This is a genomic window from Streptomyces sp. NPDC052064 (assembly GCF_055585925.1).
Window position 1 is genome coordinate 692,053 of the sequence record NZ_JBVJJE010000002.1, and the last position, 16,259, is coordinate 708,311.

Here is a 16,259-nt window from a genome sequence, read left to right on the forward strand (position 1 = left end):
CTTGTTGCTGACGAGTCCGGGCGCCACTCGTCAGGTGTCACTTGTCGCCCACGGCGAACGTCAGCACCTTGGTGATCACCGTGCTGTCGCCCAGGATCCGGCGGTGCCCGAGCCCCTCCGTCAGCAGGAACTCGGCCCGGTCCCCGTACGCGGCGGCGATGCGGCGGCCCTGCTCCACGCCGACTTCGCGGTCGTTCTGGTCGTGCACCACGAGAACCGGCTGCTCGATCTCCTCCGGGCGGTGCACGGGCGAGAAGGCGTTCCACAGGTCCGGCTCGGACGCGAAGAGCAGCTCGGTGCGGCGCCGCAACTCCCGCGCGTACACCGGCCGCAGGCCCAGCTGCTTGCAGAACGTGCTCGGCAGGGAAGCGAATTCGCCCACGGAGGCGATGGAGACCAGTCGGTCGGCCTTGATGCCGCGCCGCAGCGCGAGGTACCCCGTGGTGCCGCCGAACGAGTGCCCGATGATTGCGCGGAAGGGCCCGTGGCGGTCCTGCAACTGCCGCAGCACGGCCAGGTGGTCCAGGATCGTGACGCCCTTGCCCCCGGAGTCGCCGTGGCCGAAGGCGTCGTACGCCACTGCGGAGACGCCGAGTTGCTGGAGCCCGTGGACGAACCCCGCGAAGTTGGCAGCCCGGCCGCCGAAGCCATGGATGAGCAGCACCGGGTTGCCGCCGTCGCCCCAGCGGTAGGTCACCACGTCCTGGCCGTTCACGGTGATCTTCTCCGCCACGGCCTGGTCGTGGACCGGCTGCTGGGCGCCGCGCACCTTGTCACGCGCGACCGGCTCGCAGAACAACCGCCACACGTAACCGCCGAGCAGCCGGGGGGAGACGTACGAGGCGGCGTTCAGCACCGTGCGCACGGCAGTGAAGGACGAACTCATCAAATCACCTGGAATTCCTGCCGGCGGCCAACGGGCGGCCGGCGTCGAGGGGGCAGCCGGACCCGGGAGCGGGAGCGGCCGGACCACGTACCGGCGGGTGTTCGTCGCGAACCTGCGAACCGCGAACTCCCGCCTGTACACGCCTAGTTGACCTTACGCTGGTGACCCTGCCAGAACCTGTCGCGCAGCTCTCGGCGGAGAATCTTGCCGCTGGGGTTTCTGGGGAGCGTGCCGATGAACTCGTACCCTGTCGGGATCTTGAAGTCCGCGATCCTCCCTTTCAGCGACATCATCAGTTCCCGCGGCGTCGCGGTCGTCCCGGGACGCAGTACCACGAACGCCCGGACCGCCTCCCCCCACCGCTCGTCGGGCACGCCGATCACCGCGGCCTCCAGCACCGCCTCGTGCTTGGTCAGCGCGTTCTCGATCTCCGCCGGATAGACGTTCTCCCCCGCGACGATGATCGTGTCCTTGATCCGGTCACAGACGAACAGATACCCCTCTTCGTCGACGTAGCCGGCGTCGCCCGTCATGATCCAGCCATCCACCAGGGTGCTCGCGGTGGCCTCGGGCAGCCCCCAGTACTCGACCATGTGCGCGGGCGTGCGGAGACACACCTCGCCCACGGAACGCCCCTCGAGGCGGGTGCCGTCGCGGTCCACGATCTTGATCTCGAAGCCGGGGTACGGCCGGCCCGCCGCCTGCATCCGCGGTCCGCCGACCACGTGCTCGTGGGGCGGCAGGCACACCGCGGTGTTGCCCGTCTCGGTGAGCCCGTAGATCTGCGCGAAGTCGCAGCCGATCCGTTCGACGGCCTGTTCCAGGAGTCTCTCGGAGATCGGGGAACCGCCATAGACCACCTTGCGCAGCGACGCGAAGTCCTCGTCGCTCGCCTCCGGTTCGCTGAGCACCATCTGCAGCATCGAGGGCACCACGCACGCCGTGGTGATGCCGAGCTCACGGATCCGCCGCACCGCTTCACCGCTGATGAACATCCGCATGGCGACGTTGGTGATGCCGGCGTGGAAACCCTGGGTGGCCCACCACAGCCCGCCGACGTGGAAGCCGGGGATGCCGATGAGGCTCACGTCGCCTTCCTGCCAGTCGATCCAGTCAAGCCCCTCGGCCGCCAGCGCGTCCCGGACCTTGAAGAAGCTGCGGTGGGCGAGCACGACTCCCTTGGGCAGCCCGGTCGTTCCGCTGGTGTACAGCTGCGCGACCGGGTCGTCCTCCTGCACGGACCGTGCCAGGTCCGTGTCCGGGTGGCCGGCGGCCCAGCCGAGGATGCCCGCGCCCGCGTCGCCCTCGTGGTCCACGACGACGACCTGGACCCGGTGGGCCAGGGCCGCGACCGCCTTTTCGGCGAGCGCGCGGAACTCCTCCTCCACGAAGAGGAGTTCCGCCCGGGAGTCCCGCAGGATGTGGTCCACCTCACCGACGGTCAGCCGCCAGTTGATGGGCACCAGAACCGTGCCGGTCTTGGCACAGGCGAAGAGCACCTCGTAGTAGTGCTCCGACTCCTTGCCGAGATAGCCGATCCTGGCCTGATCCGACACACCGGCCGCACGCAGCGCGTGCGCCATGCGGTTGCTGCGCCGGTGCAGCTCGCCGTACGTGACGGTCCGCCCCTCACACAGCACGGCCGGGTGGTGCGGACGGCGCCCGGCGTGGAATGCCACGCTCGCGTCGAGTGTCCGCAGGTTCGGAAAGTACATCGCTGCTCCTCGGTTCCTCGTTCCCAGACCTCGCTGCGGTGCCGTGTCAGCCCCAGATGTTGTCGTCGGGCCAGTGGCGGCGTCCCTGGCCCGCCGTGCTGTGCGGCGCGGGCCGGGGCTCCAGGTCCTCGCCCCCTTCCATCAGCACATGTGCGTTGGTGCCGGTGAAGCCGAACGAACTCACCGCGGCCGTCGGGGATTCGGTCTCGGGCCACGGCACGGCCGTGCGGGGCAGCCGGAGGCTGGTGCGGTCCCACGGCACCGCCGGGTCAGGGGTGTCGATCCCCGGCTGTGGCGGAATGACACGGCTCCTGAGGGCCAGCGCGGTCTTGATCAGCCCGGCGGCCCCGGAGGCCGTCTCCAGGTAACCGAGGTTGGCCTTGGCCGAGCCCAGGTACAGCGGCGGCGCGTCGCTCCCGGCACGCCGGTACGTCTCGGCGATCGCCTCCGCCTCGATGACCCCGCCCAGCTTGGAGCCGTTGGCCTGGGCCTCGACGTACTGCACCTGATGCGGGTCGACGGCGGCGTCCCGCAGCGCCTGCGCCATCACTCGGCGCTGCGCCACGGACGAGACGGCCGCCATCGTCGGCCGGTCGCCGTGCTGGTAGATGCTGCTGCCCTTGATCAGCGCGTACGGCCGGTCACCGGCGGCCTGCGCGTCGCGCTCGCGCTTGAGCACCAGCACCCCGCAGCCCTCGCCCCGGACGTGGCCGTCCGCCTCGCTGTCGAAGGGGCGGCTGCGTCCGGTGGGTGAGAGCATCCCCGCCTGCTCGAAGACGCCCGCCGTGAAGGGCGCGAGCGTCAGGTGGCAGGCGCCGACGACGGCCACGTCGCACTCGCCGCGGCGCAGCGCCGATGAGGCCAGGTGGGTCGCTGTCAGGGCGGAGGAGCACGCCGTGTCGACGGTCAGCACGGGGCCGTTCAGGCCGAGTCCGGTGGCGACCCGTGCGGCCGTCGCGCTGAGCGCTCCGCCGGTGCCCATGTACGGGGAGAGCCCCTCGGCACCCAGGCCGTTGCGGAGCGCGGCGAAGTTGTACTCCACCGTGCTCACCCCGGCGAAGACGCCCACCCGGGCCTCTGCGCGGTCGAACGGCGCCGCGTCCTCCAGCGCCTCGGCGGCACAGGTCAGCAGCAGCCGCTGCTGCGGGTCCATGTGCCGCGCCTCCTCGTCCGGGATGCCGAAGCGCTCGGCGTCGAAGAGGTCGACGGCGTCCAGGTAGGCGCCCTGGGAGAGCAGACCGGCCAGCGGCGCCAGGTCCGGCGCCGACACGTTCCACCGGGGACGCCCGGTGGAGTCCTTGGGGATCCCACCCCGTTCAGCGAGGACGCTGCGGCCCGTGTGCAGCACGTCCCAGTACTGCCGAGGGCTGTCGATGCCGCCGGGGAACCGGCACGCCATGCCGACGACGGCGATCCGCTCGGTCTCCTGCCGGCGCTGACGCGCCAGCAGCAGCACCAACTGGGACTTGGACAGCCCCTGCAACGACTCGATGTACTCCTTCACCGGGTCACAGCTCCATCATCGCGGCGAGCTCGGCGTCGGCCTCGGCGTCGGAGAGCACCGCCACGTCGTCCGCGGACTGCTCCTCCTCGGCCGCCACCTGCGGTACGAGCTGCTGCTCCAGGTACTCGGTGAGCAGCCCGATCGACGGGTAGTCGAAGACGATCGCGGAGGACAGCGGCACCTGGAAGGCCGCTTCGAGCCCGTTCTTCAGTTCCACCGCGCTGAGCGAGTCCAGGCCCAGTTCGAGGAACTTCGCGTTGACGCCGACGTCGTCGGGCCCCTCGAAGTGGAGCAGTCCCGCGATCCGGGCACGGACCAGTTCGTTGACGGAGGAGAGCCGTTCGGACTTCGGCAGGGCGCGCAGCGCGTCCAGGTCGACGGTTCGGACACCGGCGCCGCCGGCTCCCGCCACCTCACGGTAGAAGGCGTTGGCGGCCGGCCGGGCCGAGACGAAGCGGTCCCAGTCGAACTCGCCGATCATCAGGTGCGCGGCGGGCTTCCCGAGCGCCTTGAACATCGAGCGGGTGCCGTCGGCCGGCTTGAGGAACTTCATCCCCTGGGACTCGATGCCGCGGACCAGCTGCTCGCTCAGCTCCGCGGCCATGCCCACCTCGGCCCACGGGCCCCAGCTGACGCTCAGGCCCGGCAGGTCCCGCGCTGCGCGCCACTGCATGAGCGCGTCGATGAACGCGTTGCCCGCCGCGTAGTTGCCCTGTGCGGCGGACCCGACCACCGAGGCGATCGAGGAGAAGCCGACGAAGAACGGCGTGTCCGGGAGGTCGCGCAGCGCCTGGTGCAGGTGCCAGGTCCCGTACACCTTCGGCTGGAAGACCTTGTCGATGCTCTCCCAGGAGAGGGAGGAGATGGGCATGTCCGCGAGGACGCCGGCCGTGTGCAGAACGCCGCCCAGCGGGTGCGGTCCGGCCGCCACGAAGTCGACGAGCCGCCGGACGTCGTCGGCCGAGGCCACGTCGCACTGCAGCGTGCTGACCCGCACCCCCTCGCCCAGCTCGGCGGCGAGCGCTGCGGTATCCGCCTCGGGGACGGCCCGCCGACCGACCAGGACGAGGTCCCGGGCGCCGAGGTCGACGAGCTTCTGCGCCATCACCAGCCCCAGGGCGCCCATGCCACCGGTGATCACGTACGAGCGGTCGGCCGTGATGGTGACCGGACGCTCGCGGAAGCCGTTCTCCTGCTCGAAGCTGATCACCAGCTTGCCGACGTTCGCTCCCCGGCTGAGGACCGCGAATGCCTCCTCGATCTCGTCCAGGGTGTAAGCGGTCGTCGGGAGCGGCTGAACCGCGCCTTCGGAGAGCAGCCCCGCCACCGTCTGGAGGATGCCCTTGTTGACCTTCTGCAGCTCCTCCTCCGCGAACTCGCTGAGGTCGAAGTTGTCGTACTTCACGTCGGGCCGTGCCGCGTGCGCCTGCTCGGCCGACCAGATGCCGATCTTGCCGAGTTCCACGAACCGGCCGCCCTCGCCGAGCGCCTTCATGCCGGCCGGGATGTAGTCCTTGTTCAAACTGTTCAGGACGATGTCGACGCCCTTGCCGCCGGTGACCTCAAGTACCTGGTCGGCGAACTCCAGGGTGCGCGAGTTGAAGACGTGCTCGATGCCCTGGGCGCGCAGCAGCTCCTGCTTGCGGGGGCTGGCGGTGGCGATGATCTCGGCGCCCGCGAGCTTGGCCAGCTGCACCGCGGCCTGGCCCACGCCGCCGGCCGCCGCGTGGATCAAGATCTTGTCACCCTGCTTGATGCCGGCCAGGTCGTGCAGCGCGTAGTGGGCGGTGACATAGGCGGTGGCCAGTCCGGCTGCCTCGGCGAACCCGATGTTGGCGGGCTTGCGCACCGCCATCGCCGACGGCACGGTGACGCGCCGCTTCATGCAGCCGAGGTGGCTGAGCAGCACCTCCTCGCCGGGCTGGAACTCGGCGTCGGGGCCGGCCGCGACCACCGTGCCGGCGCCCTCGAAGCCGAGGTCGAGCGGCTGGTACTCGATGCCGTGGTCCTCCGCGTGGGCCTTGAGCAGCCCCAGTACGTTGAGGACGTCCTTGAAGTTCAGGCCCGCCGCGTGCACCTGGACCTGGATCTGGTCCCCCTCGGGTGCCACGTCCTCGATGGGCACGGGCCGGACGTTGGAGAACTCGCCGAACTCGGTGATGGCGAGTTCGAAGTTGGCGTCGTCCGTACCGGCCGGGTCCGCGCGGTGGATGCGGCGCACGTGCCGGTTGCCGTCCCGGAAGGCGACCTGGTACTCGTCCGGCTCGGAGATCAGCAGCTCGTCGGCCAGGGCCTTGCCGTCACCGCCGACGGGGAGGTCGATCAGCGTGGCCTGGTAGGTGGGGTACTCGTTCCACAGCGTGAGGCCCAGGCCCCACAGGGTCGCGGCGGGCGAGACCTCCGAGGGCCGGCCCGGCCGGCCGGGGAGGTCACCGGGCAGCCGCTGGGCCCCCTCGGTGACCAGCCACAGCCGCTGGTCGCGCCCGAACGCCGCCTTCTCCAGCGCCGCCAGGAGGTCCAGCAGCTCGCGGTAGTTGGCCTCGCACTCCGACCGCAGGCGCTCGGCGGTCACCGGGCCCGGTGCGCTCTTCCAGAACCAGCAGACGTCGGTGGGCCGCTCGCCCAGCAGACCGACGGCCCCGCTCGCGTCCGGCGCGAACGTCAGCGAGGCGCCGCCCGCGTCGAGGTGCTCGCGTACGGACTCGAAGTCCGCCGCGCCCCGATTGACCACCACAATGCGCCGCTCGCGTTCGCCGCCGCCCTGGCGTACCAGGGAGCGCTTCACCCAGCGCGGCTCGTGGAAGAGCTGCCGGCGCGGAGAGCCCGCGGCAGCGGTGACCTTCTTCAGCCGGAAGCCGTTCACGACGAACACCGGCCGGTCGTGCTCCGTCAGGAGCATGTCCGCGGTCATCTCGCCGTCGGCGTTCTCCTCACTGGTGAGCCGCACGTAGCTGCGCAGCTCGTCGCTCTTGGGCTTCTTCAGCAGCTGGAAGCGGCCGAAGCCGACCGGGAGGTAGGTATTGCCGTTGTCCAGCACCCCGCCCAGCGACTGGGTGACGTTGTCGAGCACGACCGGCGGCAGGTGCTCCAGCGCATGGGCCACCCGGCCGCGCAGCCGGGCGACGGAGACGCTGTCGCCCTGGCGTGCGATGTGCTCGATGCGCCGGAACTCCGGGCCGTATTCGAGCCCGAGGTCGGCGAACTCCGCGTACAGGTCGTCAGGGCGGCGGGGCAGCAACGGATGGCCCTCGGCCGCCGCCTTGGTCTCCAGCTCCGCCGCGACCTTGCGCAGCTCCGGAAGGAGTGTGTGGTCCGTGCCGATGCGGGCGGTGACGTGGCAGCGCTCGATGGCGTTGTCGGCTCCTGGTGTCCGGCTGAAGATCTCGACCTCCGCGCCGCCGCCGGGGAGCTCCCGCAGCCGGGTACGGATCTCGGTGCGCTGCTCGTCCGAGAGGATGAGCGGCTCCTGGATCGCCACGTCCTCCAGGATGCGGCCGCTCTCGCCGTAGACCGCGTCCTGCAGGGCGAGCAGGATCTCGACGTAGCCGGCGCCGGGGAACACCGTCTGTCCCATGATGACGTGGTCGACCAGGTAGGACGGCTGGTCGGGACCGATCTCGGCCGCGAACTCGCGCACGCCGTCCTGGATCTGCGCGGCGGTGCTCGCCTCGGCACCGAGCAGCGGGTGGTGCGCCCGCGAGGCGTCGACCACGCGCTCCTTGGAGTGCCGGTCGCCGGTGATGGGCAGCCAGTACCGCTTGGTGTCGAAGGCGTACGTCGGCAGTGCGGTCCGCCGCCCGCCGCGCCCCTGGTGGTAGCCCGTCCAGTCGATCCGCAGGCCGGCGGCGTAGCACTCCGCCACCGAGGCCCGGATGACCGAGGAGTCCGTGTCGCCCTTCGCCGAACTCCGCAGCCAGACGTGCTCCTTGGCGTCCAGGATGCGCTTGCCCAGTCCCAGCAGGGTGCCCGAGGGGCCCACCTCGATGAAGACGTGGCGGCCGCGGGCGCCGATGGCGGCGAGGCCGGCCTGGAAGTTGACGGGCTCCGCGATGTGCCGCACCCAGTACTCGGGGGTGGACATCTCGGCGACGTCGGCGACCCGGCCGGAGATGTTGGAGATCAGGGTGAATTCGGGCTCGCGGAAGGTGATGTCCTGGATCTCCTCGCGGAAGGCGTCGAAGACCTCTGCCATCAGCGGCGAGTGGAATGCGTGCGAGACCGCGAGCCGCTTGGTGCGCAGACCGCGCTCCTCGAGCAGGCCGGTGATGGCCGCGACGGAGGCCTCCCCGCCTGAGACGACGCAGTGACCGGGGGCGTTGAAGGCGCCGAAGGTGACGTCCTCGTACGCTTCGAGGAGGGGGGCGACCTCGTTCACCGCGGCTTCCACGGCGACCATCGCGCCGGGTGCGGTGACGGACTGCATCAGCCGGCCCCTGGCCGCGACCAGCCGGACCGCGTCCTGAAGCGAGAAGAGTCCGGCCACGGTCGCCGCGACCACTTCGCCGATGCTGTGGCCGATCAGGACGCTCGGCTGGACGCCCCAGCTCAGCCACAGCTGGGCGGTGGCGTACTCCAGGGAGAACAGCGCGGGCTGGGTGAAGCAGGTCTGGTCGATCGCCTCCGGGTCCTCGGCGTCACCGAGGACGAGTGCCTTGACGGACCGGCCGATACGCGCCTCGAAGAGCCGGTCACAGGCGTCCAGGTGCTCCCGGAACACCGGGTAGGCGTCGTAGAGCGGCCTGCCCATGCCCGCGTACTGAGAGCCCTGGCCGGTGAAGAGGAAGGCGGTCCTGCTCAGGTCGGGGCCGGCGGTGGGGGTGCGACCGAGCAGCGCGGTCAGCTCTTCGGTGTCGCGTACCACGCCCACGAGCCGGCTGCCGAAGTGAGCCCGGGCGACGTTGCTGGTGTAGCAGACGTCGGCCAGGCTCAGGTCCTGGTGCTCGGCGAGGTACGCACGGTGGCGCTCCATCTGGAGCGCCAGGGCCTTGTCGTTCTTCGCCGAGAGGGTGAAGATGTGCCCCCCGTCGGTCACCGACGGTTCGGCCGGGGAGAAGGCGGGGGCCTGTTCCAGTACCGCGCAGGCGATGGTGCCCGCGAAGCCGAAGGAGTTGACGACGGCGCGGCGGGTGTCCGCCTTCCAAGGCCGTCCGCCGACCGGCACCTCGACGGAGTAGTCGTCCCACGGGATGTGCTCCGAGGGGGTCGCCATGTTCAGGTGCGGGTAGATCCGCCCGCTGTGCAGCTGTAGCGCCGCCTTGATCACACCGCCGATGCCGGCCGCCGCTTCCATGTGGCCGACGTTGGTCTTCAGCGAGCCGACGACGATCGGTGCCGCCCTGGAGTGCGACTCGGCGAAGACGGAGTGGATGGCTCCCATCTCGATGGGGTCACCCAGCGAGGTACCGGTGCCGTGCGCCTCGACGTACTGGATGTCCGCGGGGTCCAGCACCGCGTTGTCGAGCGCAGCGCGGATGACCATTTCCTGGGCGGAGCCGTTGGGCACGGTCAGGCCGCCGCTCTCGCCGTCCTGGCGCACGGCCGAACCACGTACCAGCGCCAGCACGCGGTCCCCGTCGCGCTTGGCGTCCGTGAGCCGCTTGAGCAGGACCATGCCGCAGCCCTCGCTGCGGCTGTATCCGTCGGCGGAGGAGTCGAAGGTCTTGCACTCGCCGTCGACGGAAAGCATGTTCGCCTGCGAGAAGACGATGTGGTTGCGCGGGTGGTGGATCACGTTCACCCCGCCGGCCAGCGCGATGTCGCACTCGCCGCGGCGCAGGCCCTCGGCGGCCAGGTGCAGGGTCACCAGGGAGGCCGAGCACGCGGTGTCCACAGCCATGCTCGGTCCGCGCCAGCCGAGGAAGTACGAGATCCGGCCGGGCACCGCGGAGTGCGCCGTCCCGGTACCTATGTTGGCGTCCAGCTCCTCGTACGCGAGGGCGTCCGCCTCGATGGTGTAGTCGACGGTGGAGACGCCGACGTAGACACCGCCGTTGCCGTTCCGCAGGCTGTTCGGGTCGATTCCCGCTTCTTCCAGGGCCTCCCACGCGGTCTCCAGCGCGAGCCGCTGCTGCGGATCGATGTACTGCGCTTCCTTCGGCGAGATGTTGAAGAACTGCGGGTCGAACTGGTCCACCCGGTCCAGGAATCCGCCGGCGAACGTGCGGATCTTCCCCTTCACATCCTGACCGCCCGAGGAGAAACCCTCCACGTCCCAACGGTCCACGGGGATCGGCCCCGTGCCCGACCGGCCCTGCTCAAGAAATTCAGCGAAGCCCGGAAGCGAGGAGTTCCCACCGGGAAAGCGCATCCCGACGCCCACGATCGCAATGGGCTCGTGCTTTTCGAGCAGCAACTCCCTGAGCACTTGCCGCTGCTGCTGAAGTGCTTCGCGAGCAGCGTCCAGCTCTTCCTGCACATCTGGGCGCCGATTGGACATGGTGGTTCCTCCGCTCCAGAGGCAGCGCTGCGCCCCCCGGAATAGTTCGTTGGTCAGGCCAGGTGTGCGTTCAGTCCTTGTACAGGTCGTTCAGCATGTCGGTGACCAGTGCCTTGCGGCCGGCGGGAACGGTGCTGGCGCCCCTTCCTTCCCATGCCGTCGACTCCCCGGTCAGCTTCGGGAGGATCTCGTTCTGCAGGTATTCGACGAGGCGGCCCAGCGTCGGTGCCGCGAAGAGAACCGCCGTGTCGATGGCACAGCCGAGCTGCGCCTCCAGACGCTGCTTGATCTCGGTGACACGGAGTGAGGTCAGGCCCAGATCGAAGTAGTTCTGGTCCAGCGGAACCTCTTCGCCCTCGGACATGAGCAGCGCGGTCCGGAACTCGGTGCGCGCCAGCTCCTCGACCCGGGAACGCCGCTCCGGCCGGGAAAGTCCGCGCAGCTGTTCCACCAGTGGCGTGGTCTTCGTCATGAATGCCTCAGGATCGATTCTGGTTGCTGATCGGATTGGTGATGGCTACCCGGACTTCGCCATGGCAGTTTCCGCCGTTCTCGTCCCAGTAACGGCAGGAGGTCTGCGCGACCAGCAGTGCCTCGTGGAGGTCGTCGCCTTCCCATTCGGTGAGATCGAGGATCTCGATCTCACCGGAGAACTTCCCACCCCGCATCGCACGCCGGAAGGCGCTGCGGAAATCGGTGATGAGGAAGTCGGCAAGCTGACGCGACCAGTAATCCGCCATGCTCCAGGAAGAGAGCGGCTCCAGGAGCCGCTCCTTCACCACTTTGGCGATCACGTAATACATCATCTGGTTGTAGCAGATGTTGAATTCGACCGAGTTGAAGTGCCCGGTATCGTCGATGTAGCACGACTCCGGGATCTCGAACTCGCAGGACGCCGACACCCGTCCCGCCTCTCCAGGGCGGTCGGCCAGCTTCACCACGGCGGACTTGAGATATTTGCAGTTGAGCCGGTATGGCTTCAGCACCTGCTCAAGCAGTACCTCGTCGGTGGCGAATTCGATTGCCCGCGCCGATGGCTGGGACAGGGCCAGCATCTCATTACCCCCAGGATGAGCTCAGTACGTGACGGGCAGCTTTTCGAGGGACCGGATGGAATACCCGGGCCGCAGCCTGAGTTCTTCCGCCGGTACCGCCAGCCGGAGGTTCGGGAGGCGGTGCAGCACGGCCTCCAGCACCGCCGTGATCTCCATGCGGGCGAGTTCGGCGCCGGCACAGAAGTGCGGCCCCTGCCCGAGGGAGACGTGGCGGTTGGGCGACCGCTCCGGTTGGAAGACCTCGGCGAGCTCGAACTTCTCCGGATCGCGGTTGGCGGCACTGAGCGACAGGAACACGGCGGCTCCGGCCGGAATGGTCTCGCCGCCCACCTCGATGTCCTCGGCGGCGAACCGCCGGGCGGCGGTGTGGCTGGCGCCGTGCAGCCGCAGGAACTCCTCCACGGCCGACGGCATCAGTTCCGGCTGCTCGCGCAGCCGCTGCGCCAGGTCCGGTTCCTGCAGCAGCCGCAGGACGGCCGAGCCGATGACGCCGGCGGTGGGGTCGTAACCGCCGAGCAACACCATGAAGCCAAGGCCCAGCAGCTCATCGGTCTCCAGTGGCTCTTCCTGCCCCTGGAGTCCCCGGATCCAGTCGTTCCAGATGTCGTCGCTCGGTTCCTTGCGCTTCAGCTCGACCAGCCGGGAGAGGCAGTGCAGCATGCTGATGCCGCCCTTGCGCAGCTCCTCCTGGTCCAGGCCCACGAGCGCGTCGGCCCAGCGCCGGAAGTCCGCTTGCTCCTCCACCGAGACGTCCAGCATCTCCGCGATGATCGTGATGGGCAGCGGCATGGCGAGACTGGCCATCAGGTCCGTCTCGCCGCTGTCACCGAGCGCGGTGACGAGCTCGTCCGTCACCGCCTCGATACGGGGCCGCAGGGGGCGCACCCGCTTCGGCGCGAACGCCAGGTTCATGTACCGGCGCAGCCGCGTGTGCACGGGCGGGTCCTCGCGGACCAGCGACCTGGAGAACTCGACGGGCAGCGGGAAGCGGTAGTGGTCGCCCTTGGCGTGCCGCACATGGCGCACCAGCCGGTGGTCGCCCAGTAACTGGTGCACGTCGGCGTAGCGGGTGACCAGCCAGGCGTCGTAGCCCTCAGGCGTCTTGATCCGGTGGACCGGCCCCTCGGTGTGGAGGCGACGGTACGTGGCGTACGGGTCTGCGAAGTAGGCGGCGTCGAAGGGGGTCTTCACCTCGCTGTACGGACAGCGAGGTGACCCCGGAGCATCCGGCGTCGTCGTCATGTCAGAACGTCACCGGCAGCTCGTGCGGTACCCGGATCAGGTACGACGGGCGCCAGACGACCTCCTCCTCGGGCACGGCCAGCCGCATCTTCGGAAAACGACGGACCAGTTCGCCCAGCGCGATGCGCAGCTCGTGGCGGGCGAGCTCCTTGCCCGGGCAGTGGTGCGGACCCCGGCCGAAACCGAGCTGCCAGTTCTCCTCGCGCTCGAAGTCCAGCTTGTCGGGGTCGGCGAAGCGCATCGGGCAGCGGTTGGCCGCGCCGAGCGAGATCAGCACGCAGTCGCCGGCGGCGATGGTCTCGCCGCCGATCACCACATCCTCGGCCGCGAACCGCCGGATGCCGCTGTGGGTCGAGCCGTCCCAGCGCATCAGCTCCTCGACCGCGTCCGGGATGATCTCCGGATTGGTTCGCATCTGCTCGGCCTTCTCCGGGTGCTTGAGCAGTGCGATCACGGAGGCACCGATCTGGCCGACCGTCGTGTCGTAGCCGCCGAGCAGCAGGAAGAAGGTCATGCCGATCATTTCCTGATCGGTCAGCGGCTGGCCCTCGTCGTCCTTGACCGAGACCCAGTACGAAATCAGGTCGTCGGCCGGCTCACGGCGCTTGAGGTCGATGAGCCCCTGGACATAGAGGAGCAGCTGCTCGGCGGCCTGGCGGGCACGCTCGGGCGAGCCGCCGAGGAGCTCGTCGCTCCAGTAGCGGAAGTCGCCCCGCTGGTCGTCCGGCACACCGAGGATGCCCGTGGTCATCGCGATCGGGAGCGGAGCGGCCAGGCCGTCCATGATGTCGCCGCCGCCGTTGGCCTCCATGGCGTCGAGCAGTTCCCCGGTGATCTTCTGGATCCGGGGCACCATGGCCTCGACCCGCTTCGGGGTGAACGCGAAGTTCATGAAGCGGCGGAGGCGGGTGTGGATCTGGCCGTCCTCCATGTGCAGGTTCCCGGAGCGGACGATCTCGGGCAGGATCTCGCTCCGGTAGTCGGGGCCGGCATGCCGACGGTTACGGACCAGTCGGCGGTCCTTGAGCGCCTCGCTGGCCTCCTCGTAGCCGGTGATGAGCCAGACGTCGTTGCCGTCCGACAGGGACACGCGGTGCAGGGGCGCGCCTGTCTTGTGCAACTCGGCGTAGGTCGGATACGGGTCCTTGAAGAACGCCTCGTCGAACGGATTCGGATGCTGGGGGGCCGGCTGCGCTGTGGTCATGACGACTCTTTCTCGGTCGTGAGGTGCAGGACGGGGCTGGTCAGGCGGAGATGCCCTCGTAGAACGGGAGGTGGTCGTGCACGGTGACGCGGTACGAGACGGCAGGCTCCGGCGTCGCGGTGTGCAACGCACGGTGCACGAGGCTGCGGTTGTCCCAGAGCAGAAGGTCGCCCTGCTCGAAGGTCTGAAGGTGGATGTTCTCGTGCTCGCACGCCGGGTCCAGCTGGCCCACGGCCTCCAGCGCGTCCTTCAGGACCGAGTCGTCCAGCCGGTTGCCGTCGGCGTCCTGCAGTTCGGCGGTGAACCCCTCGCTGATGTAGAGGATCTGCTCGCCGGTCCCGGGGTGCTTGAAGACCGCCGGGTGCGGCGACGCCGGCGTCTTGGTCTCGATCTCGTCGAGGATTTCGGAGATCGGGCGGTACACGTCGGTCGGACGGATCTTGAAGTACCGGCGCACGGTCTGCACCGCCACCGCGCCGGCGAGGGCGGCCTTCAGCTCGGCGGAGAGACTCTCGTAGGCCTTCCCCATGTCGATGAAGTAGGTTCCGCGATTCTTCGTCGGTATGACCTGAGGGTAGATCAGCGTGAGTCCGAAGGGGTTCGGCATAAACATGTAGTCGGCATGCCAGAACTTGCCCGTTTTCGGGACCCCGATCTGCTTTTCCCCGTCGCTCACGTTGGAGGAGACGAAGACTTCCTTTACCTCGGGGTGCTGGTACATCGGCTCGTAGTAGGTCTCGGGAGTACCGAGCCTCCTGCCGAGTTCGAGGAATTTCTGGGGCGAAAGGTCCTGGTTCTTGAGCACCAGGATCTTGTCGCGGTAGGTCCGAGTCTTGAGCTCCTCGAAGTCCTCGGCCGAAGCAGTGACCAGGTCGAAGCCCTCGACCACTGCCCCCATCTTTTCACCGGCCTGTCGAGTGATTTTCAATTCAGTCCTCCCCATTGACTGAAAACGTACGCTCATCGGCAAGCTCATGCGTGCAACAACGCTAGCGTGGGGCGCTAAAGAGCCCCTTAAATTGAACTTTCCGTCATGGTCGCCGGTTCAACTGTCAGGCCGTTTCAGCTTGTCGGACTGTTGATGGGGCAGGCGGCGGGCCCGGCTGTCGCGTGGGGTGGGTGCCGGGTTCCACGGCTCCGCTCGTGACGGGGCTGCCGGCCGGGACGGGTCCGGTGCCGGTGCCGGTGCCGGTGCCGGTGAGAGCGGACTCATCCGCGGCGGGACTCGCCGCGCTGCGGCGAGCAGCCAGGCCAGATCGCCGGACTCACCACGGACACCGTTGCTTTTGGGCGGTGCGGAGCCCAGGCCCGTTCATGCGCCGCCCCCTGCGTCGCCTGCCTGTGGGTGTCCGTTGAAGAGCGCTTCTGCTCTGGACGCGTGCTCGGGGCGTTTCGCATGGCGCATGCCTGCGGCGAACACCGAGGCAGCCTCGATCTTGTCGAGGATCTCGGGGTCCGGGAGACTGTTCCAGTGGTCGGGCCGCCGCTCGCATGTCCTCGTCCAGGTCGAACAGGGACAGTGGGCACCGGGGTGCGAGCGCTCACGGTGGACGATGATCCGAGTGCCGTCCGGGTAGCCGCCTCGGGCAAGCCGGACAAGGATTCCTGGACTGGACAGTGCCCGAGACGCACGAGTGGACCGCCCGGCGGCGGGAAAGGCCTCCGACGAGGCGCACCCCGAGTGGTGCCCCAAGCACCACGCACGCGGCCGCGGCAACCGCGACAGTGGGCAGCGGTCCGCAGGACAGGGCCGTCATCCCGCCGTAGCCGAGGGCCACGTACAGCGTGGTCCAGGAGGCCTCGGCCAGGACCATGGCGCGGACGAAACCGCCGATACGCATACCGCCCAGGGCCGCGCCCACCGTGCCGGTGAACCTGCCCCCCGGCAGGTAGCGCAGCACCAGCAGGAGCAACCCACGCCTCTTCAGCCGCGCCGCGACCGAGCGGGCCATTGCTGACCGCCGTCCCAGAGGGAGTCGGCGGGCCGCCGCGTAGAGCAGCAGATCGCCACCGAGCCCGCCCGTGAAGACGGCGGTCCACACCGCAGGCAGCAGCAGCTCACCCCGTGCGGCGAGCGCTCCGCCGACGACCACCAGGGCCGCGTTGGGTACGAGTGGGATGGTCAGCGCTGCTACCAGTACCAGGTAGTACCAGGTGCCGTGGGCGGCGGCCGACCCGGACAACAGGTCCATCCCTGTCCCCCTCTCGACCGGCGCT

At 69.2% G+C, this 16,259-nt stretch carries 10 protein-coding genes; all 10 read right to left on the minus strand.

Annotated features, from left to right (window positions below):
- Positions 1-37: 37 nt before the first annotated feature.
- Positions 38-886 (minus strand): alpha/beta hydrolase, encoded by an 849-nt coding sequence (locus tag ACZ6TU_RS07710; RefSeq protein WP_469547328.1) that lies wholly within the window; start codon positions 884-886, stop codon positions 38-40.
- 143 nt (positions 887-1,029) lie between these two features.
- The gene (locus ACZ6TU_RS07715; protein ID WP_467679382.1) at positions 1,030-2,601 is read right to left on the minus strand and encodes a fatty acid--CoA ligase; all 1,572 of its coding nucleotides are present in this window, start codon (positions 2,599-2,601) and stop codon (positions 1,030-1,032) included.
- Positions 2,602-2,647: 46 nt separating this feature from the next.
- Positions 2,648-4,105 carry a beta-ketoacyl [acyl carrier protein] synthase domain-containing protein gene (locus ACZ6TU_RS07720; protein ID WP_467679384.1) on the minus strand — a complete coding sequence of 486 codons (1,458 nt, stop codon included), beginning with the start codon at positions 4,103-4,105 and terminating at the stop codon, positions 2,648-2,650.
- 4 nt (positions 4,106-4,109) lie between these two features.
- Entirely contained in the window at positions 4,110-10,541 is a 6,432-nt protein-coding gene (locus ACZ6TU_RS07725; protein ID WP_469547331.1) for an SDR family NAD(P)-dependent oxidoreductase, read from the minus strand.
- Between the two features lie 70 nt (positions 10,542-10,611).
- Positions 10,612-11,013, minus strand: coding sequence for an acyl carrier protein (locus ACZ6TU_RS07730; protein WP_467679388.1), 402 nt, complete (start codon positions 11,011-11,013; stop codon positions 10,612-10,614).
- A gap of 7 nt (positions 11,014-11,020) precedes the next feature.
- Positions 11,021-11,596 (minus strand): FcoT family thioesterase, encoded by a 576-nt coding sequence (locus tag ACZ6TU_RS07735; protein WP_467679390.1) that lies wholly within the window; start codon positions 11,594-11,596, stop codon positions 11,021-11,023.
- Positions 11,597-11,617: 21 nt separating this feature from the next.
- On the minus strand, positions 11,618-12,787 hold the full coding sequence (locus ACZ6TU_RS07740) for a cytochrome P450 family protein (protein WP_467679392.1): 1,170 nt from the start codon (positions 12,785-12,787) through the stop codon (positions 11,618-11,620).
- Positions 12,788-12,839: 52 nt separating this feature from the next.
- Positions 12,840-14,042, minus strand: coding sequence for a cytochrome P450 family protein (locus ACZ6TU_RS07745; RefSeq protein WP_467679394.1), 1,203 nt, complete (start codon positions 14,040-14,042; stop codon positions 12,840-12,842).
- 40 nt (positions 14,043-14,082) lie between these two features.
- Positions 14,083-14,970 carry a (3R)-3-[(carboxymethyl)amino]fatty acid oxygenase/decarboxylase gene (gene scoE, locus ACZ6TU_RS07750; RefSeq protein ID WP_467679453.1) on the minus strand — a complete coding sequence of 296 codons (888 nt, stop codon included), beginning with the start codon at positions 14,968-14,970 and terminating at the stop codon, positions 14,083-14,085.
- A 613-nt stretch (positions 14,971-15,583) separates the two neighbouring features.
- Entirely contained in the window at positions 15,584-16,234 is a 651-nt protein-coding gene (locus ACZ6TU_RS07755; protein ID WP_467679396.1) for a hypothetical protein, read from the minus strand.
- Positions 16,235-16,259: the final 25 nt, after the last annotated feature.